Annotated in this window: 26 protein-coding genes, 2 tRNA genes and 1 other annotated feature (1 of these 29 only partly in view); of the genes, 21 read left to right on the top strand and 7 right to left on the bottom strand. The window is 37.2% G+C overall.

The genetic code is table 11. The features are described 5' to 3' along the window. The first annotated feature begins 8 nt into the window (after window positions 1-8). The 20 genes from CC204_RS07105 (at window position 9) to CC204_RS07020 (ending at window position 14,738) form a co-directional block, all read left to right on the top strand. Window positions 9-344, top strand: a complete 336-nt coding sequence (locus CC204_RS07105; RefSeq protein WP_088269545.1) for a hypothetical protein — start codon at window positions 9-11, stop codon at window positions 342-344. Between the two features lie 15 nt (window positions 345-359). After that, window positions 360-695: a phage head-tail connector protein gene (locus CC204_RS07100; protein ID WP_088269544.1), complete on the top strand. Its 336-nt coding sequence runs from the start codon at window positions 360-362 to the stop codon at window positions 693-695. Beyond that, window positions 692-1,042 (top strand): hypothetical protein, encoded by a 351-nt coding sequence (locus CC204_RS07095; RefSeq protein WP_088269543.1) that lies wholly within the window; start codon window positions 692-694, stop codon window positions 1,040-1,042. The genes CC204_RS07100 and CC204_RS07095 overlap by 4 nt, the downstream gene beginning before the upstream one ends. Further along, window positions 1,032-1,571: a hypothetical protein gene (locus CC204_RS07090; RefSeq protein ID WP_088269542.1), complete on the top strand. Its 540-nt coding sequence runs from the start codon at window positions 1,032-1,034 to the stop codon at window positions 1,569-1,571. Before CC204_RS07095 ends, CC204_RS07090 begins: the two co-directional genes overlap by 11 nt. After that, entirely contained in the window at window positions 1,568-1,930 is a 363-nt protein-coding gene (locus tag CC204_RS07085; RefSeq protein WP_088269541.1) for a hypothetical protein, read from the top strand. The genes CC204_RS07090 and CC204_RS07085 overlap by 4 nt, the downstream gene beginning before the upstream one ends. A gap of 17 nt (window positions 1,931-1,947) precedes the next feature. Continuing rightward, complete coding sequence (locus CC204_RS07080; RefSeq protein WP_088269540.1) at window positions 1,948-2,391, top strand: phage tail tube protein; 444 nt, start codon at window positions 1,948-1,950, stop codon at window positions 2,389-2,391. Window positions 2,392-2,440: 49 nt separating this feature from the next. Next, window positions 2,441-2,677 (top strand): hypothetical protein, encoded by a 237-nt coding sequence (locus CC204_RS21125; RefSeq protein WP_162288329.1) that lies wholly within the window; start codon window positions 2,441-2,443, stop codon window positions 2,675-2,677. A 17-nt stretch (window positions 2,678-2,694) separates the two neighbouring features. Next, on the top strand, window positions 2,695-3,057 hold the full coding sequence (locus CC204_RS07075; RefSeq protein ID WP_088269539.1) for a DUF6096 family protein: 363 nt from the start codon (window positions 2,695-2,697) through the stop codon (window positions 3,055-3,057). A gap of 35 nt (window positions 3,058-3,092) precedes the next feature. After that, window positions 3,093-3,443, top strand: coding sequence for a hypothetical protein (locus CC204_RS07070; protein WP_088269538.1), 351 nt, complete (start codon window positions 3,093-3,095; stop codon window positions 3,441-3,443). A gap of 3 nt (window positions 3,444-3,446) precedes the next feature. Next, a complete protein-coding gene (locus tag CC204_RS07065) occupies window positions 3,447-7,829 on the top strand; it encodes a hypothetical protein (RefSeq protein ID WP_088269537.1) in 4,383 nt (1,460 codons plus the stop codon). Window positions 7,830-7,845: 16 nt separating this feature from the next. After that, entirely contained in the window at window positions 7,846-8,211 is a 366-nt protein-coding gene (locus CC204_RS07060) for a DUF6711 family protein (RefSeq protein ID WP_088269536.1), read from the top strand. A 15-nt stretch (window positions 8,212-8,226) separates the two neighbouring features. Continuing rightward, window positions 8,227-10,914 carry a gp58-like family protein gene (locus tag CC204_RS07055; protein ID WP_088269535.1) on the top strand — a complete coding sequence of 896 codons (2,688 nt, stop codon included), beginning with the start codon at window positions 8,227-8,229 and terminating at the stop codon, window positions 10,912-10,914. 1 nt (window position 10,915) lies between these two features. Continuing rightward, window positions 10,916-11,065, top strand: a complete 150-nt coding sequence (locus CC204_RS21120) for a hypothetical protein (protein ID WP_157894248.1) — start codon at window positions 10,916-10,918, stop codon at window positions 11,063-11,065. Then, window positions 11,065-12,393: a glycerophosphodiester phosphodiesterase gene (locus tag CC204_RS07050; protein ID WP_088269534.1), complete on the top strand. Its 1,329-nt coding sequence runs from the start codon at window positions 11,065-11,067 to the stop codon at window positions 12,391-12,393. Before CC204_RS21120 ends, CC204_RS07050 begins: the two co-directional genes overlap by 1 nt. 75 nt (window positions 12,394-12,468) lie before the next feature. Continuing rightward, complete coding sequence (locus CC204_RS07045; RefSeq protein ID WP_157894247.1) at window positions 12,469-12,855, top strand: hypothetical protein; 387 nt, start codon at window positions 12,469-12,471, stop codon at window positions 12,853-12,855. After that, window positions 12,855-13,169, top strand: coding sequence for a hypothetical protein (locus tag CC204_RS07040; protein WP_088269532.1), 315 nt, complete (start codon window positions 12,855-12,857; stop codon window positions 13,167-13,169). The genes CC204_RS07045 and CC204_RS07040 overlap by 1 nt, the downstream gene beginning before the upstream one ends. Further along, a complete protein-coding gene (locus tag CC204_RS07035; protein ID WP_088269531.1) occupies window positions 13,156-13,425 on the top strand; it encodes a phage holin family protein in 270 nt (89 codons plus the stop codon). Before CC204_RS07040 ends, CC204_RS07035 begins: the two co-directional genes overlap by 14 nt. Beyond that, window positions 13,418-13,612 carry a hypothetical protein gene (locus CC204_RS07030; protein ID WP_088269530.1) on the top strand — a complete coding sequence of 65 codons (195 nt, stop codon included), beginning with the start codon at window positions 13,418-13,420 and terminating at the stop codon, window positions 13,610-13,612. The genes CC204_RS07035 and CC204_RS07030 overlap by 8 nt, the downstream gene beginning before the upstream one ends. Continuing rightward, window positions 13,602-14,435: a lytic exoenzyme target recognition domain-containing protein gene (locus CC204_RS07025; protein ID WP_088269529.1), complete on the top strand. Its 834-nt coding sequence runs from the start codon at window positions 13,602-13,604 to the stop codon at window positions 14,433-14,435. Before CC204_RS07030 ends, CC204_RS07025 begins: the two co-directional genes overlap by 11 nt. 114 nt (window positions 14,436-14,549) lie before the next feature. Beyond that, window positions 14,550-14,738 (top strand): hypothetical protein, encoded by a 189-nt coding sequence (locus tag CC204_RS07020; RefSeq protein ID WP_373285315.1) that lies wholly within the window; start codon window positions 14,550-14,552, stop codon window positions 14,736-14,738. Window positions 14,739-14,837: 99 nt separating this feature from the next. Here CC204_RS07020 and CC204_RS07015 read toward each other — a convergent pair whose 3' ends face one another. The 4 genes from CC204_RS07015 to CC204_RS07005 all read right to left on the bottom strand — a co-directional run bounded on the left by CC204_RS07015 (window position 14,838) and on the right by CC204_RS07005 (window position 16,251). Further along, window positions 14,838-15,125, bottom strand: a complete 288-nt coding sequence (locus tag CC204_RS07015; RefSeq protein WP_088269528.1) for a hypothetical protein — start codon at window positions 15,123-15,125, stop codon at window positions 14,838-14,840. Beyond that, the gene (locus CC204_RS21355; RefSeq protein WP_188634485.1) at window positions 15,112-15,270 is read right to left on the bottom strand and encodes a hypothetical protein; all 159 of its coding nucleotides are present in this window, start codon (window positions 15,268-15,270) and stop codon (window positions 15,112-15,114) included. The genes CC204_RS07015 and CC204_RS21355 overlap by 14 nt, the downstream gene beginning before the upstream one ends. 17 nt (window positions 15,271-15,287) lie before the next feature. Next, the gene (locus CC204_RS07010) at window positions 15,288-15,614 is read right to left on the bottom strand and encodes a hypothetical protein (RefSeq protein ID WP_088269527.1); all 327 of its coding nucleotides are present in this window, start codon (window positions 15,612-15,614) and stop codon (window positions 15,288-15,290) included. A 565-nt stretch (window positions 15,615-16,179) separates the two neighbouring features. Next, window positions 16,180-16,251, bottom strand: a tRNA-Arg gene (locus tag CC204_RS07005). 59 nt (window positions 16,252-16,310) lie between these two features. Here CC204_RS07005 and rpoN point away from each other — a divergent pair. Beyond that, entirely contained in the window at window positions 16,311-17,636 is a 1,326-nt protein-coding gene (gene rpoN / locus CC204_RS07000; protein ID WP_088269526.1) for an RNA polymerase factor sigma-54, read from the top strand. Window positions 17,637-17,674: 38 nt separating this feature from the next. Here rpoN and CC204_RS06995 read toward each other — a convergent pair whose 3' ends face one another. The 3 genes from CC204_RS06995 to CC204_RS06985 form a co-directional block, all read right to left on the bottom strand. Then, on the bottom strand, window positions 17,675-18,163 hold the full coding sequence (locus CC204_RS06995; RefSeq protein WP_088269525.1) for a GNAT family N-acetyltransferase: 489 nt from the start codon (window positions 18,161-18,163) through the stop codon (window positions 17,675-17,677). Window positions 18,164-18,247: 84 nt separating this feature from the next. Beyond that, window positions 18,248-18,320: transfer RNA gene (locus CC204_RS06990), tRNA-Thr, on the bottom strand. A 491-nt stretch (window positions 18,321-18,811) separates the two neighbouring features. Beyond that, a complete protein-coding gene (locus CC204_RS06985; protein WP_088269524.1) occupies window positions 18,812-19,219 on the bottom strand; it encodes a DUF4234 domain-containing protein in 408 nt (135 codons plus the stop codon). 261 nt (window positions 19,220-19,480) lie between these two features. Continuing rightward, window positions 19,481-19,511 (top strand) — a binding site (T-box leader); it runs 201 nt beyond the window's last position.

Below are 19,511 nucleotides of genomic sequence, written 5' to 3'. Positions count from 1 at the left end.
TAGGATAAATGGGACAATATAAAGTATTATGTGATTTCTACGATTCGAAAGACAACGACCGTCTCTATCATAGAGGAGAATCTTATCCGCACGAAACCTCCAACGCTGATGAAAAACGTATCAAAGAATTAGGAACAGAAAATAATGCAATCGGCATTAAGCTAATTGATTTACCAGATGATTTTAAGGATGAAGTAGAACTTAATCCAGAAGAAGATAATAAAACATCAGAAGTAGAGTCCGACAAGAAAAAGAAAACCGGAAATAAGAAGAGCAAAAAAGAAGATGCGGAATCTGCTGCAGAAGAAGAACAACCTGAAGCAGCTGGAGATGCAAAAGAATAAGATGGAGTGAAGCTTATGAATCAAACAAATAGAACCGCTCTAGATAAGCTACAAGAGCAACTAGAGCGGAAATTTAATATTACCGAAAACAATGACAAGCTAGTCTTAGCTGATGATCTAGAAGATGCTTTGGTGGATTGTCTTGATTATTGCAATCGTGATACTTTGATCGGTAATATGAGCTCATCCGTTAAGGATTTATACATGATTAGGTTCAATCAGGAAGGGAATGAAGGTGAAACATCAAGAACTGAGGGTGGTGTCTCGCAAACCTTTGAAACAGGAATCCCTTTAAAGATTAGAACTAAGCTCAATCGCTATAGAATTGCCTCTGTGAGGTCGTTAAAATGAGATTAAGAAAACATGACCTCACAACAGTATATTTAAAAAAGCGAGTCATTGAAGAAGATGACGAAGGAAATGATAATGTTACTTTTTCAGACGAATCAATTGAATTGACCATGAATGTACAATCAGCTGGTGGCCAAGTGGCAGCGGCAATATACGGCGAACGTTTACCTTATATTAAATCATGTAAGTATCAAGGTGAGTTGATCAAGCCAAAGCAAAATGAAAATGACGGCATATGCTTATATGTAAAATCAACAGAAGAACCAGACTTTTTTATCAAGTCAATTCAGCCTTTTTCAACTCATCTGAATGTGACTTTAGAAATGAGGGAACAAAATGAAAGTTGAAATAAAGGGATTAGATAGTCTTAAAGCTAAAATCAAAGCGGCGCCTAAGGTTATCGAAGAAGTGGTATGGGATGCTACGTTTGAGATTGTAGAAGAAATTGCATCAAGAGGAGCTAGTAAGGTCCAATCATCGGCAAAACACTCATCAGGTGAAGGCTCTGGCTCAATCAAGCATGAAGTTGTCATTGACAGTCAAGGTAAAGTTGTTGGGCGTGTTTGGTCCGATAAACAGCAAATGCTATTCCGTGAGTTTGGGACTGGTCCTGTCGGGGAAGCATCGCCTAAAGATTTACCTGAAGGAGTTAATCCGGTTTATTCTCAGGAACGTTGGTTTATTCCTGCTGATCTTGTAGCGGTAGACTTAGAAGCTGTTTACGGCATTCCCAAAGTGACGATACAAGAAAAGGATTTCTTCGTCACGAGCGGGCAACCTGCACGTCCTTGGCTGTATCCATCAGTTAAAGAAGTAGAGGAGAACACCCCTGAAATCTACAAGGATCATGTGCAAAAAGGACTGAGAAAACTATGACACGATATAACATTAAACCTGATGTTGTGACTAGCCTGAAATCAGTTACTGAGCTTAAGTTAGTTTCGGCTGATTATCCAAAGGATTGGACTAAAATGCCTGCAGCCATATACTCTACAAAAGCAAAGCCTAATAAAACAGACTTATCAAAAAATGAATTGTTAACAGAGTGGACAATCAAGATTGATTTGTATCACTCAAAATCATTATCAGACATACAACAAAAAGTCATTGACAGTATGAAAGCAATTGGGTTTAAAAATACTGCTACTGATGACGCAAATACAGATGCACTTAAGCGTGTGATATTGACTTTCCGAGGGATTGTTGATAATCAGACGCTATTTGTTTACCAATAAATAGGAGGAAGTAAACCATGAAAAAACAATTACTTAAAATGGACATCCAAATGTTCGGCGGTCTTTTATCAAAAGATACTAAATTGGGCATGAAATCAACTGGAGCAACTTACGAAGATTTACCAGGATTACAATCAGTTCCTGAAATTGGTGGAGATCCTGAACAAGTGGATGTTACTGTTTTGACAGATGCTACAAAGAAATATATTAAAGGGATTCAGGATATGGACTCATTAGAATTCACTTTCTTATATGAGAATGCTATCTTCAAAAAGCTACAAGCTGTACAACTATCTGATAAAGAAGCGGACTTCCAAATCACCTATCCAGATGGTTCAACTTGTACTTTTAAAGGTGGAGTTACAGTAAAAATGGGCGGTGCAGAAGTAAATGGCGCGTACCAATTCACATTATCCGTTACTGTTTCAAGTGGTCCTGATTTCACAGACGCAAAACCCTAAGCCTCCCCGCAATCTCATGTTTTACAGAGTCACTCAAAGCACGGTTTTATTGACATGGGATGGCGATTATGGGGATATATTAGTAAATGATGTTGTTAAAGAGACGCAACAGTTTTCACCGTGCTTATTGACTGGTTTGATGAGTACAACGGATTATCTAGTCAAAATTAGAAACATTAGTGGGGAAAGCAATGAGATATCTTTTACCACACTTAGCGAAGTTCCCTTAAGAATGAATTACAAAGACGAAACAGGAGAGTTAGCGAAATTTGTACTCCCTGAATAATAGGAGGAAATAAATATATGAAACCAATGAAAGTAGAATTTGGAAGCAAAACATTAGACTTGGTCTTGGATGGATCGACAATTATCAATATTGAGAAAGAATTACGATCATCTCTTTTGGGAATCATGGTTAGTGGTTCAGGCGGAATGAGAATGCCACGTTTAGGAGAAATTCTTACAATTTTGCATGAAGCAAATACGATTCACGGAATCAAGAAAGCAGATATGCCTGGTTTGTACGATGAATATATTGCAAGTGGTGGAACACAAACTAAACTATTTGAAATTATTCAAAATCTAATGGAAGCAGCTGGTTTTTTCGAGAGCGAGGACGAAAGCAGCGAGAAACAAGATGGGGAGAAAGAAGAGAGTCTGGTGTAGATGAGTATCAAACAATAACAGAACTCTTGTATGCCATGTATCCAAAAGCGGTTGAAGCTGGAATCTCTGCTGATCGTTTTTGGTCAATGACATACGAAGAAATCATCATACAAGCTGAGGCGAATGGAAAAATCAGGAAACGCGAACTTGAAGAACAGGCTTATCTCGATTATAAAGCGACTCAATTAAATGCGTATGCTTTTAATGATCCTAAGAAAATGCCTAAATTTGATGATTATTACAACTTTGATCAAGTGAGTACCACAGAAGAGGATAAAGCTCCAAAACAACAGGATTGGCGCATTATGAAGGCTCGAATGATGGAACGTGCCGCAATGATCAAAGATACAAAAGAAAGAAAAGCCAAGTCGGAGGAAGGGGGATAGCGTATGGAACTTGATCGTTTAGAGGTAGTCTTAGATGGCGACATTACACCATTTGAGGAAAAACTGAATCAGTTCACTGGAAAACTCGACGGTTTAATGGGCCGTATCCAACGATCATCTGCAGAAGGTGTGGGCGGAGTTGAGAAAAACCTTTCTTCTGATGCAGGTTTTTCAAAGTTTAATCAAAATATTGAGAAGTTAAATCAGAACCTTGAAAAGACATTTTCGAAAATGGAACAGACTGCCAAAAGCAATGGCACTAAGGTTGGTGACTCTTTAGCTAGTGGGGTTTCTAAAGGCTCAACTAAAATGACGAAGGATGTCGAGGACGCTGTTGCAAAGATTAACATCAAGATGCAGCAAGCTCAGGCAGCCCAAAAAAGACTTGCCAATCTTCAATCCGATCGTTCCGGTGCAAAGATTAGCGGTGATGGAAAAGCTACATCAAGATTTGATGAACAAATAGCTAAAGCACAAATAGCCATGAATAAGTCTCAGACAGAAGCTCAGAGTATCGTCAGAGGATTAAAACGAGAATACGATGCTATCCCTTCTTCTCTTTCTGCTATTTCTACTAAGATGGAGGCAAACGAAGCACAGATTGAAAAGATGCGTGCTAAAGTGAAAGCCTTAAATCAAGAGATGAAATCACAGGTCCAGCCTACAGGTAACTTTGAAACAGGTACTTGGAAGCAGACTGGTGTTAAAGGCACGAAATCATCTGCTAAGACTGCGGAAGCGATTGAAAAACAATCTGCAAAAATGGATAAAATGATTGCTGAAAATGATCGATTGCAACAAAGCTACGCTCAATTTGAAGATCGAGCGACCGCTTTAAAGTCTGCCTTAGGAAGTGTCAACACTGAATTGGGCAAGGTAAGCTCAAAGAGTAAGATGGCCACTAATGGCATGAATAACCTTTCAGGTAATGTTAAGAAAACAGAAGGAGTATTCAACCGGATGAAGGGTGCCATCAGTAATTCGGTTGGTAATTTAGGGAATATCTTCAGACGGCAATCTAGCTCTGTAAGTGGCAGTACGAATCAAATGTCCAACTCTTTAGGTGGTTTTAGTAGACGTCTCACAAGTATTGTCAAACAAGTTTTTGTTTTTGGATTGATCTACAAGGGACTTAGTTTATTGAGCAAAGGTTTATTTGGTGCTCTTAGTACAAATGCACAGTTTTCATCATCCTTAAATCAAATCAAAGTAAATTTACTAACTGCATTTTATCCAATCTATCAGGCGATATTACCAGCATTAAATGCTCTTATGAGCGCTTTAGCCACTGTTACAGGTTATATTGCAGGATTTATATCTACATTGTTTGGTGTAGATATTGGCTCTGCATTTGGCGGAGCACAAGGGTTGATGGATGCTACACAAGCATTAAATGATACAGGTGGAGCAGCTAGTGATGCATCAGATGATTACGATGAGATGGCTGACTCAATCCGCGAGTCTAACAAAGAAATGAAAAAACAACATGACAAGTCAGAAAAAGCGCGTAAAGCAGCTGAGAAACTTAAGCGAGCTTTAATGGGTTTTGATGAGATCAATGTTCTTGGGTTGGATACTAACGAGTTTGAGAAAGAAGAATTCGAACCACAAGAGATACCTAAGAAACCAAAGAACACAGGAGGTTCTTCTCCGTGGGCTAACTTTGGTAGTGCAGCAATTCCCGATACCCCAAAATGGTTAACAGATTTTGCTAAAAAATTCCAAGATGTTTTATCTAAGTTGTTTGATCCTATTAAGCAAGCTTGGGACGCGCAAGGTAAGAAAGTGATTGATGCGTTTAAGTATGCCTTATCAGAAGTCATCGGATTAATTCAAGCAATTGGCCGATCATTTATGGATGTATGGACCAACGGAACAGGTCAACGATTTGTTGAGAATCTACTCATCTTATTAGCCGATGTACTAAACATTATAGGTGATATAGCAGGAGCCTTTAGACGAGCATGGGAAGACAATGGACGAGGCACTGCACTAATTCAATCGTTTTTTGACATGTTTAATGCGATCCTTGAATTACTTCATGCAATAGCCACTGCTTTTCGTGATGCATGGAATGATAATGGATTAGGCCAAAGTATAGCCGCTAATATCCTTGAGATATTCACCAACATAAACAATATTATTGGCAACCTCGCAAACCAGTTTAAAAAGGCTTGGAATGAAGGTGGTAAAGGAGAATCGATCTTTAAAACGATTCTCAAAATGGTTGATGGCATTTTGGGTAATATCAACAATATTACTAAAGCAACTGCTGATTGGGCAAGAACACTTGATTTCACTCCGTTGTTGTCATCAATTGACGGTCTATTAAAATCAATTGAACCACTAACAAAGAACATTGGTGATGGTTTAGAGTGGTTTTACAAGAATGTTCTATTGCCTTTAGCTAGTTTTACAATTGAGGATTTAATTCCAGCATTCTTAAATGCTTTAGCAGGAGCCATTGACTTAATCAATGGAGTTATAGAAGGTCTGAAACCAGCTGCAGAGTTTCTATGGAATAGCTTTTTAAAACCTTTAGCAGAATGGACTGGTGGGATTGTTGTTGATGTCTTGAACGCAGTAGGAGATGCACTGTCCAGTATTGGTCAATGGATTTCTGAACATGCAGAAGGTTTTTCAAATTTTGTCCTTACTTTAGGAGCGTTTGCCACAATAATCGGTGGGGCAAGTATGCTAAGTGGGATTGCTGGATTTGTTTCTGGTGTGTTCAATATTATTACATCAATTAAATCTCTCTCAGGGCTTTTTACACTTGTACAATATGGGCTTTCTAGTTTAGTTGGATTGTTAGGCGGTCCAGTGGTTGTAGCAATCGCAGCGGTTGTTGCTGCTTTTGTCCTCGCTTATAAAAACTGCGAGCCATTCAGGACATTTATTAACAACTTACTAGGAGATATTAAGAATTTTGCTGAAAAAATATACAACGAATATATCAAACCAGCTCTAGATGAGGTCGTCAATGCTTTCCAAGCTGCTATGCAGAAAATAAAAGATTTTTGGGATAAGTATGGAGAACAATTTATCACAGCTGTTAAAAATGTTTGGAATGTTATTTATGGTGTGTTTAAAGCAGCTCTTGATCTAATTTGGAGCATTATCAAACCTTGGCTTGAAATGTTTGGTAATCAATTCAAAAATATTTTTGATGTAGTTGTGGGTATTGTAAAAGTTGGATGGGATCTTATAAAAGGTGTTTTTGATGGTGCATTCAAAATTATTACAGGTTTGATAAAAGTATTCACTGGCATTTTTTCTGGTGATTTTGAAACAGCTTTAGATGGAGTTAAAGACATATTTAGCGGTACTTGGAAAATCATTACAAGTGGCTTTGAAGCTTTTATTGATACAATTGTAGTGATAGCTAAAGGCATCGGTAACGCACTGATCAATCCAATCGCTGGAGCTGTAAATGGTGTGATCGGTGGAGTCAATTGGGTGCTTAGTGCAGTAGGTTCTGATTGGCGAGTTCCGACTTGGGATGCTCCTCATTTTTATGCTAAAGGCACTAACTATCATCCGGGAGGTCCTGCAGTAGTCAATGATGGTCAAGGCTCTAACTGGCAAGAAATGTATCGTTTGCCTAATGGACAAGTTGGTGCGTTTCCTCGTAAGAAAAACCTTATGGTCAATTTGCCAAAAGGGACCCAAGTTTTACCAGGTGACTTATCAGCAAAAGTATTGCCTAATTATGCTGGTGGGGTATTTGATACATTTAAAAACTTTTTCAAAAATGGATTTGATAAAGCAAAAGGTGTTGCTTCTGATATTTGGAATGTCATTTCTAATCCTGGAGTATTAGTCGATATGGCAATGGATAAATTTGTAAGTTTTACGGGTCTCTTTGAGCCAATCACCTCAATCGTCAGTGGTGTTGTATCTACCGCCAAAACCGCTGTAGTGAACATGGTTGTTGATTTTATCAATGGATTTACTGGCTTTTCTAATGGTGGTTTGATCGAGCAGTTTGGCTTGTATCAGATCGCGGAGGGAAATAATCCTGAAATGGTTATTCCTCTATCTAAACCTCAACTAGCATTTGACAGAATGAATGAGGCACTAGATTATATGGGATTTGATTTATCTATGCCCGATGTATTGAAGAGTGCTGATTCAGGTTCCACTGCAAGTGGATCATTTAGTAAAAATACTGCTAGTGCTAAATTTGATGGTGGTACAAACTATGATGGATTGGCGCAAGCAATCATTGCAGCTATCCAGAGCGGTCAAATGACTACGAACAGCAATGGCACGCAAACGTTTAATGTAACAGTTGAAGTAGAAAAAGAAGCTATTGGTCGCGCAGCAGTCAATTACATGAATGAACAGATAGAGAAAACGAATACAAGTCCGTTAAATCTGTAGGTGAGAAGGTGAAAATATGGCAGTTAGCTTTACTATTAATGGAGTAACAGTTAAAACGCCACAGGAGTTTAGTGTTGGCGTTCAGTCAATCGATGCAGATTCAAGTGGTCGGAATGCTGATGGTAAGATGGTGAGAGATATCGTAGCGGAAAAAGTTAAACTACAAGTGAAATGGGGGGCGTTAAGCCCCTTGGAAATGTCGACGATATTGAGAAATATTCAGTCGGCATTTTTTGTAATCAAGTATTTTGACCCAACTGAAGGTGGGATGCTATCAAAAACGTTTTACTGTGGAGATAGGACATCCCCTACTTATTCATGGCATGAAAAATACAAACAAAATATGTGGGAAAGTTTATCCGTGAACTTTATCGAACAGTAACGAGGAGAGGGTGAAATGCTTAAGGTTTCAGATGACTTTTTAACGGCTATTGCAGGTACTAGACGTACGATGTCAATACAAATCAAAATCAATGATATCATTTATACAAACGACGACATCACAAAATTTTCTTTAGATTCTGGCAGTATGGGTGGCAGTTCTTTTGGAATCGGAAGTACATTTGCCAACACTATTAAGATTGAATTTTGTAAAATCATCGAAGGATTAAAAGAAACCGATCCAATAGAAGTTTATATGGGAATAAAAGTCCGTGAAAATGGACCTATCCAACCTCTCAAATACCCTTTTAGAATGGGATCTGCAAAAATCGGCTTTGCACAATTGACTACATATCATGCCGATGAAACTGAGTTTGTTTCTCTTGGCAGATTCTTTATTAAAGGTAGAGTTGATCCTGATCGAAATGAGAATAAGACAACAGTTGAAGCGATGGATGCTTGGATGTTTATGGGAGGGCTATATGAAAGTCAACTAAAGTATCCGGCTCCATTGCGAAATGTTGCCTTGGAAATTGCAAATCTATCAGGTATGGAAGTAAATCTTCCTTCTTTTAATGCTCTAAGTCCAGTCTTGATTGATAAGCCGGAAGGATATACTTACAGGCAAGCATTAGGATTGCTAGGACAAATAGAAGGAAAGTATGCTAGATTTGATAGAGAAGGATTATTGGAATTTACAGCTCTGCAAGATCCTAATTATTTTATCTCAACAAATGAATACTACTTGAAAGGCCTTGTAAAAAACGAGGTTCTTTTTCGTATTGGTGGGATATCATGTAAAGTTGTTAAAAGGGATGCAGGTGGAACCGAAGTATCAGAGGTTTTACAGGCCGGTAGTGACAAAGGAGCACAGATCGCACTTGAGAGCAATATTATGACTCAAGCATTGCTTAACAGCCTGTATAACAAAATAAAAGATGTCAATTTTTATCCTTATACATTGAAATGGCGAGGAAATCCAGCACTTGAAGCAGGTGACTGGATCACGATGATTGACCGTAAAGGAAACAAGTTCAAAGTTCCCAACCTAAATTATCGATTGGAATATAGTGGTGGTCTGTCAGCAACGAGTTTGGCAGATACGACACCCGCATCAGATGTGGTATATAGCTATAAAGGACCAATCACCCAAACGCTTGATAACATGAATCAACGAATTGATGCAGCTGGAAAAAACACTGTCTATGAAGGTATAGATGAACCACCGTATCCAAAAGAAGGAGATATTTGGTTCAAACCTAATGGTCCTGACAAAGAAATTTGGATATATCGCCAATTAGATGATGGTAGTTTTGGATGGGTAAAAGAAGTATCTACGGCTCCAAATGACCAACTGTTAGCAGAAATCGAAGAATCGTCAAAGAATGCTCAGGAAGCTAAAGAGGCAGCAAATGATGCAGTAAGTAAAGCTGATCAGGCAATAAAAGATGCTGGATTCGCAAACGAAAATGTTGATTTTGCAAATGAAGAAATATCCAGTCTAAAAATAACCATAAAAGGGCTGCAAGTTACAGTTGCTAATAAGGCAGAGCAATCTCAAGTGACTCAGTTAGCTGGGCAAATCACGTCCGTAGTAGCTGATGTCGAAGGAAATAAGAGCCAAATTACACAATTATCTAATGATATTAATCTAAAAGTATCCACAGGTGATGTTATTAATCAGATCAACATTAGTCCGGAAAGTATATTAATTAGTGGGAAAAAAATACAAATCACTGGGGATACTTACATCGAGAACGGCATAATTACTAATGCAAAAATAAAAGATTTAAATGCAGACAAGATAAACGCTGGAACAATCAATGCTGCAAACGTAAATATCATCAATATGAATGCTAGTAGTATATCGACTGGAACTATATCAGGAAGTGATATGGCTATTAATCTCAATTCTGGGGAAGTTTTTTTTAGTAGAGGTTATATGGTTAGTCTGGATGATAAATTTAGATTAGATATTACCGAAAAATATTTAGAGATGTCCGGAAAGAATGTTTTTGGAGTTGATGTTACTACTAAATTAGATACTTTAGGTCTAGTATCCACAATAGCCTCTACTGGAGCTACTTCAAAATTCTCATTTGATAGATGGGAGTTCGAAGGTCAAAACACGAAAATAAGAACTGAAATGACAGTTCTAGGATTCAGAGTTACCGCTACGGATGCCCAAGGATATATAGGTAGACTACAAGCTGGTACTGGAAATATTTACTATGATGTAGGAAGAAACAGCACATTACAAATTGGTGGAGGAGCAACCAACAGTACCGTGCGGGTGACCGCAACCAATTTTACAGTTACTGGTACAAAAAATGCGGCTCATGTCACTAGAGATGGTGTCAGATTGACTCCAGCATATGAAACAGCTGAAAGTTATTTAGGTGACATTGGAGAGAGTAGAACAGACAGTAATTGTGAATGTATTATTGAAATTGAGACTTTGTTTGGAGATACGGTCAATACCGATATTCCATACCAGATCTTTTTGTCGTCCTATTCAAAAAGTAATGTTTGGGTAGAGAGTAGAACATCGTCTGCGTTTGTGGTGAAATCAGAGTTGCCTAACGCTTCATTTACATGGGAAATAAAAGCGAAGCGTAGAGGATATGAGATAGATCGTCTTGTTTTAGATAAAACATTTGATAATGAAAAAATAGATGAAACTTATAAAGAGGAGCTGATCTGATATGGAAAAAATTTCAACTGAGCAGGCAATAGTCAATCAAATGGCTTCCAATTTTGCTACTAAGATTGCCGAACTTGAGGTTGAAAAGGCCATTCTACAAGTTGATAACCAACTATTGAAACAACAGTTAGAAAAAGAAGGTGAGAAGTAATGGCATATGCAAAGCAAACATGGGTCCCTTATGATGAAAATAAATCAGAAGAAGAGAATATCAAGAGTGGAGCAGTAGGCACTGCAGAACGTATGAATCACATTGAAGATGGAATTAAGACTACCGACAATGATTTTACTTCTCATAAGAGTGATACTGTTAGCCATGTAACTAAAACCGATCGGGATAAATGGGATGCGAAGTTACAAGCAAGCAATGTAACGAATTATCAAAAAAAGAAAGTTACAAATGATGATGGAACAGCACTCTTTAAAGCTGGTGACACTGATACAATCCTTGCAAAAATTATTGAGATTGGTGCGGGCAACTATACTGGAGAAGGAACAGGGAAAACCTCTGATTCCCCGAATACTAACAATGTGCGATTGTTTGTCAATATGGTGGTGTCATCTGCTGGTAGTGTGATTGCGATTGACAGTCAAGGTAACTTATTTACACGTGCTGTTAGTGGAAGTGTATGGCGTGGAGAATGGCAAGAATATGTTCCCAAGACTATGTTTGATGACTTAAGTAGTAAAGTCAATGCGAACTCAAGTAACTTTAACAACAATCAATTAAAAGTAGTGTTACATCGAGGGTTTAATAATAATAGTCCTGAGAATGTAGCATACTCATTTAAGAAAGCCAAAAAACAAGGTGCTTTAATTGTCGAATCGGACATTTCTTATACTAAAGATAATGTACCTGTAATGTTGCATGATGAGACGATTAACCGGACAGCAAGAAATGACGATGGATCAGAAATTGCAACTCCTACTAAGATACTTGACCTCACTTTAGCACAAGCGAAAACTTATGATTTCGGTATTGCTTGGGGAACTCAGTATAAAGGACAACGTATCTTGACCTTAGATGAATTCATTCTGTTGTGTAAACGATTAGGTCTAAATATTTATCTTGAATTAAAAGAATCTGTTAATGGACCACGATGTCAGATGATACTTGATATACTAAACAAGTATGATTACTACAACAACATTGTGTTTGTTGGATCGTTCTACAACTTGAATATCATGAAATCATATGCTCCTGATGTTCGAATAGGTTATGTGACAAATGTCACTGATGCTGCATTAGAAAATGCTGCAAAATTAAGAACTGGAAAAAATGAAGTATTTATTAATACTAATATCAGTACTTTAACCGACGAAGGAGCGCAGAAAGTCGCTGACCAAGGGTTCGGTTTAGAAGTCTGGACAGCAGATACAGCAGCGCTAGTAGATAAAGCGTTGAATTACAACGTGTTAGGAATCGCTACAAATTTTTATGATGTAGTGGGGCACCTAATTGATCGTGATGGTATTTGATATGGAATTTAATAAAGGTTTTAGGAATGGCTGTTTAATGGTCATTCCTTTTTGGATTGTTGTAGGTTTGATTCTTTGGAAGTTGGTGAACTTATGAGAGATAAGAAGCTAAGTCTACTAGTTGCTATACAGTCTATTATTAATGGTCTATGGTTGCTTATCCATAATGGGAAAGTAAATTATACACGAGAAATTAGAGGTTTTGAGCACATGGAACTTTTAAATAGTGCTTTCTTTAGTCTACTAGTAATAGTTACCGGAATATTATTAATATATTCCATTGTTAAGAAAAGTAATAAAATACAACGTTGGGCTTTAGTAGCTATGAATGCGATATGGTCAGCATACACAGTCATTCTATTAATTAATGAATTCAATGGTGTGCCAAATATGAGCTGGGCTTTGTTTTTAGGATATAATGCAGCAATCTATTTAGCGGCAAGATATGAGGTGATTGATTGATGGAAAGTTGGATCACACCCACAGTAGTAGCAACTGTAATAACTGCGGTTTTTACTTATATGGGAACCAAAAGAACTAGTCGATCAGAGATTGATCAAATCTATTTACCACGTGTAGAGAACATGATTCAAGGATTTGAAAAGCAAATTGATCATCTCACAAAGAAAGTTAGCGAGCTTGAGAAAAAGTTAAATACTAAAGATGAATTGATCACAGAATTACGAAAAGAAAACAGCAGGCTTGAAGAGGAAAACAAAAAAATTAAGTCTGAAAATAAAGAATTGAAGGGGAGAGTTAACAATGGAATACATTAACGGAGCATTGGGTGCAACAATTTTAGGTTTGTACGTTTTGGGATTTGTCATTCGAGATACACCAAGAATTCCTTCATGGTTAATACCCTATATTTTGTTAGTAGTGAGCTGTGTGATTAGTCCACAAATCCTTGGTGGTTACAATGCAGAAAATATTGTCCAAGCAATCATTGCTGCTGGAATGGCAGTTTATGGTGATCAACTGATTAAGCAAGCTAGGAATGCGTTTAAAGAAAAGGATGATACTCATGAGTAAAGAAGCTGTAAAAAAAGAAGTCGAAAAAGTAGTAAATGAAATGTCTGAAAAAGATGTGCCTAACCAAGTAAAAAAACGAACTGCTGTTGCTACAATTAATCGATTTTTGAATGAGCACAAAGACTTAACTCTATCTGATAGAGAAATTGATGATCTAATTGAGGAGGTCGTTTCCGATGGCAGCTAATGATAAACAAGTTGTAGGATGGTTTGACGTTCGTAAAGGGCTTTTAACCTACTCAATGTATGGATCACGTAATGGAGCGGATGGAACGGCGGATTGTTCAGGGTCCATTACACAATCAATTAAAGACTCAGGTGGAGTGCCGTATGGCTATCTGTATAGCACCGTTACACTTGAACCATATTTAAAAGCAAACGGTTATGAAAAAATTGCAGTTAATCACGAATGGAATGCATTAGAGGGCGACATTGTGATGATGAGTTGGGGTCGAAGTATGGCTGATAGCGCTGGTGCTGGTGGTCATGTAGGGGTAATGAAAAATCCATATTACTTTATCAGTGTTGATTACTGGACAGGGGGACAAAAAGGAACTGCAGTATCTGAACACAATATCGACTATTACTTAAATGTCAATCGACCTAGCTATTTTGAAGTATGGAGATTAAAAAAAGATAGTGGGAGTAATAAACCGATACCACCAACACCCAACAAACGCCGCCATGGGTACAAGGTAGATGATATCCAATTTATCAATGGCTTGTGGCAAATCCGCTGCAACTCGTTGGCACCTGCGGGCTTTGATTGGACCGACAATGGCATCAATGCAACTGATGTGGATATGATCGATCCGAATACGGGAGCAATGCTAGCTGATCAAGAAACGATTAGACCTGGTATGTACTTTGCATTTAACGAGAGTAGAGTATCAGATACAGAGGAGGTCGTTAAAGATCACGGCTATAACTATCGTAAGTTTAACTTTGCATCACCTACAGGTGTTGTTTGGTTAGTTAGGGATAGCAAGCAGCAGTTGGTTTATGGGTAATTCAAGTAAGCTTCTTTCCTTCCAAACAGGGTGGGTTCTTTTGTTGAATATAATCAGTTGGAATCGGACTACTTTGATTTGTGCTATAATACCTCTGGGAGAGGGGAATACAATATGATAAATCCGTTTGAAGAACCATTGGAACAGCTATCTAAAGGGGAAATCCAGACACTAGAAGTAGCAAACAAAGACTTCTTTGTTTTTCGTGAAGCATGGCTAAAAAGAGAAGATAAGAAGTTTTTCAGAGGAGAAGCACATTTGGGTGGAAATGTCACTTACACATATGATACGATAGTTGTATAAAAAATAGCCCACCAAGGAGTAGTGGGCTAGTGAAGGAGGGGGAATGGATGAATTCCTCCTTCTTTATTAATATACGTAATTATTTCAGATTTCATTTTTCTAAGCAATATTTTTCATTGGTTTCACCACAAACTCATTAATAAAACTATCTGGGTTTCGAATAAAAAATTTTTCAATCACCAATTGATTTCTACTGTTATAGTAGCCATGAACTGATACTTCATATCTGTTTTCATCCAAGAATAAAATCAAATTAGCGAGCTTCTTATTTCTTACTATACAATTAATATCCTCGGAAGAATGCAGTGTGAAACGAATCTTAGTATCAGGGAACATGTTTATTACTCGTATTTTATCAACTACTCCTACATAGCTATTTTTCTTCATAAAATTCGCCCTCCTCGGCATTTAAGTAAAATATAAACTTATCCAATCCAACCTCATTTATCAGCCTTTGACCGCTGCCCCATAAATAGTGCTGAAAATCATCGTAGTGAAGTAGTCCTGCTTCATATTCCTCAATTATGTTCATATGTATATTCCTTTTTTTTAAAGTAACCAATCATCGAATGGATAATCAATTTTTCTTGTTCTCATCTTAAAATCTGTTAGCTTATAGACTTTGCTAGTAGATAGTTGTAAATACTGATCCGGATAGACATACTCAAAAACAATAAAATGATCTACTTTTTCCAGCGGAAATGCAGCAAGGTAATCTCTTTTCTTTACCGGAGGAAAAGACCAAAAATTGTAAACAGTTCCTTCGATGTTGATCCGTCTTGATGACACTTTGCGAAAAGGGACAAGATGCAGCGAGTAGAAATATTGAGCAGGGCGCACTTGATGTTTTAAATGTACGGTTTTTACATATCTCATTATTATCACCTACAAACATTATAGGAACATTCGTTCTCGTTGTCCAGAACTAGATACTTTACTAGTGGTAAAGTCAAAAACGACTTCTAATCAAATTTAGATTAAAAGCATAATAGTTTCTATGATCCATTTTGATAAGTTTAGTTGATTTCCTTAATAAGAAATGATAATATTAAGTTACACTTTTTCATTTTTATACTCTACCCGGAGTTATAAAGATGAGCCCCTTCTCTCCCACAGAGAAGGGGCATTTTTGTTTGCGAAGCTCACTCAAATTTTTGACGAACTGTAATGATAAAACGAAGTTGTTAAAAACGAAGGATATTGTAAAATAGTTGCAGAAAATAAAAAAACCACCCTGAAAACATCAGAGTAGTTCATTGCTTATATATGTTTTGACTAACGTTTTTTTACACCCAAAAATGTACCCAAATTATTGGTTATACACCCAAATCTACCCAAAAATTTAAAAATAAAATCATTATCAAACTATGTTATAATCGTTTGTAGATAGGAAATATTACCAAAAACACGATTAAACTATATTATTAATTGATAAAAAAAGCGCGCCCTGAGGGAATCGAACCCCCGTCTCAAGAACCGGAATCTTACGTGATATCCACTACACTAAGGGCGCAAGCACGATTACTAGTTTAGCTGATATTTTTATAAATTACAAGGGGGATGACGAAATTAATGAAATTTGAACAGCATTTGTCCCAACAGCAAAAACAAGTTCAAAAACTTGCTATGACCCAACAATTACAGCAGTCGATACAAATTCTGCAATATAACTCAGAAGAACTCAATGCTTACATAGAAACCAAGTCATTAGAGAATCCGTTGATCGATCTGCAATCCAATACGCATCACAGTGATTTTACGAGCTCTAGCAGCCGAACGTATACAAATGAAGAGCATAATTATTTAAATCAAATTCCCGACAGTCAAACCTCTCTATTTGAGTTTTTGATCGATCAGATTCATTTGAATTATCGAGATACTTATTTGAGAACGCTGGTATTGTTCTTAGTGGAGTTCATTGATTTGAATGGCTATTTGACCATCGATTTGGAGGAGGCAGCTCAGCAAACTGGAGCTACTGCTATTGAAATGTTGGATGCCTTGACTCTGATCCAACAATTAGATCCAGCAGGTGTTGGTGCACGAAATCTGCAAGAATGTCTGATGCTGCAGGTTGAACGGGATGATACAGCGCCGCCTTTAGCATATATTGTGATCGAGGAGGAGTTTGATCTACTGGCAAATCGCAAATGGCCCTTGATTGCTAAAAAGTTTAAGGTCGATTTATCTGATATTCAGAAAATTTTTGATTATATTCAAACTTTGACGCCTTCACCTGGAAGTATTTTTGAATCAACGTCGGGACTTTATATTCGACCTGATTTAACTATTCGAATCAAAAATCAACAGATAACAGTCCTTTCTAATAAGAAAGGAATGCCTAAGCTGCAATTTCAGCAAGCGTATTTTGAACGAATGCAGGCAGTCGAAGATAAAGAGGTCCAAGCATACATTCAGGAAAAGAAAAATGAATTTGAATGGCTGGAAAAAACGATCATTCAACGTGGAGATACGATTTTAAGAGTAGGGAAAGAAATTGTTGAACGACAGCAAGCGTTCTTTTTCAATGATGATCGCCCTTTAGTACCAATGACACTTAGAGAGATTGCAGAGATTCTTGATATTCATGAGTCAACCGTCAGCCGTGCAGTGAATGGAAAATATCTAGAAACGCCCTTTGGTGTTTTTGAGTTGCGCTCCTTTTTTTCTCATGGCTTAGCCAATGAAAGTACTGGAGAAGAGACCTCTACAAGTAGTGTAAAAAGACATTTGCAGCGACTTGTAGATAATGAAAATAAAGCAAAACCATTATCGGATCAAAAAATCGTCGACTTATTAAAAGAACAAGACATTGACATATCCCGAAGGACAGTGACTAAATACCGCGAAGCGCTGGGGATCCCTTCATCCTCTAAACGAAAAAGATATGATCAATAAAAAAAAGAGCTGATTTCAGCTCTTTTTTTATTAAAGAATCAAGGCTTCCAAATCAAATGTTCAGAAGGAAGGCCTTCTTCAATTCCCAGCCAGACAGCTTCAAAATGATGCTTTTGAAGCAGATGTCTCGATGCACCATTGTTTGGATCGATAATAGCGTAAACCACTGCTTGAGAAAGTTTATTTGATTGTGTGATTTTACTAAGTAAAGCGGTAATGATTTGATGCGCATATCCACGTCCCCAATACTCTGGTAACAACATATAGCCAATTTCAATTCTCTTTTTTTCATCCCACGATAGTTTAGCAAACCCAAGATAAGTGGATTGATCATACACTTTGTAATACCCAGTATGATCATTATGAGCTGTATTGTAGTCAAGGATTTTTTGAAAGTTTTCTGCTGCCTCAGTATCTGTTTCTGCTTTTTCTGTAATATAACGCATGACGCGAATGTCTTGAGAAAGCTGTGCATAAAGTAAGTAATCAGCTGTTGCATAAAAATGAAGTGTAATAGCATTTTTCACAAATAATAACCTCCTGGGCTGTAAAAATTTGTTAAGAAAAATAAAAAAGTAGTCACTCTTATGAAAAGAGTACTACTTACTAAAAGCCACCTGCCGGGCTTGAACCGGCGACCCCCACCTTACCATGGTGGTGCTCTACCAACTGAGCTAAGGCGGCAAAATTATTGGAATACAGATAACAGATTACCGTAGATTAGAATGTTTGTCAACGGTTTTTCAGTTTTTCAATAGCGTACAATCTAGTCACAGATAAGTTATTTATGTAAAGAATAAAAAGTACGATACAAAAGTTGTTTTTACTTTTATATCGTACCTCAGATTAGAATAGCTGTTATATTTAATTTAGTGTAAACTAGCTATGATCCAGCGAACTACTGCAGCACCCAACGAATGAGTATTGAAATCCATTGGTGCTGTAGTTGGAAAGAACAATCCTAATCGGATAATATACACGAGCAGAAATAATCCTAAAACACTGAAAATAATGCGATCGTTATGACAAATTCGATTAAACAAGGGAACCTTTTTTCGAAACACAATAATCCCAAAAATTAGCGGCACCAGCCAAAATAATGGATGATAATAAAACGCCCCTTTTAAATCGAACTGAAAAAAATGAATAAATGCTTAAAGATGCATAGCTCTATGTTATTCGTCCATTCCAGTACTGTAGCCATCACGATCACCTGTTTCAAGTTTGTCCCAGAAACGGTTTAAATCAGCCTGTAAAATACCCATAGAGATAATTGAAAAGCCAAAGATTGAAAGAAGCAGCAAAACGATTTTATTATCAACGATCGGTCGAATATTCTCTCTTGCCTGACTCTCTACGAACATGCTGCCGATCTTATACCACCAGTAAAGAGTATAAATTCCGCAAGTGATGATAGAAAGTAAGACAACTAAACCAGGGTTCGTTGTATGGTCTTCGTTGACTTCTGAAAGCTGACGCGTCACATCATACATCCAGAATAGGGAATAAATCCCGCACGTAATAAAAGATAATAAAATAACTAAGGGCACTGATTTTTTGTTTGCCTGATAAGAATAATTCATTTAATAAACCTCCATATTTTGTAGTGTGTTTTCCTTTTTTTCGGTCGATCATTAGAAAAATAATTGCACATTAAATGACTACACCCAACCTTTTTCCTCCCCTTGAGAAAAGTATAACAAAGTAAGAAACGTATGACTAGAAATTTTTTTGAAAAGAGACTTCATTTTTCTACTGTTTAGAAAAAAATGAAGCATGAATAAAAAAAGTATTTGACAGCCTCTTTTTTTTCCAGTAGAATACGATGTAACAAAAAGAAAATAGACAGTCCGTTGAAGAGAAGAGTAAGTTTGG

Origin of the sequence: Enterococcus wangshanyuanii (genome assembly GCF_002197645.1) — a bacterium.
Taxonomy (GTDB): domain Bacteria; phylum Bacillota; class Bacilli; order Lactobacillales; family Enterococcaceae; genus Enterococcus_L; species Enterococcus_L wangshanyuanii.
The sequence above is the reverse complement of the archived record's forward strand: the minus strand, read 5'-3'. Positions and strand labels throughout refer to the sequence as shown.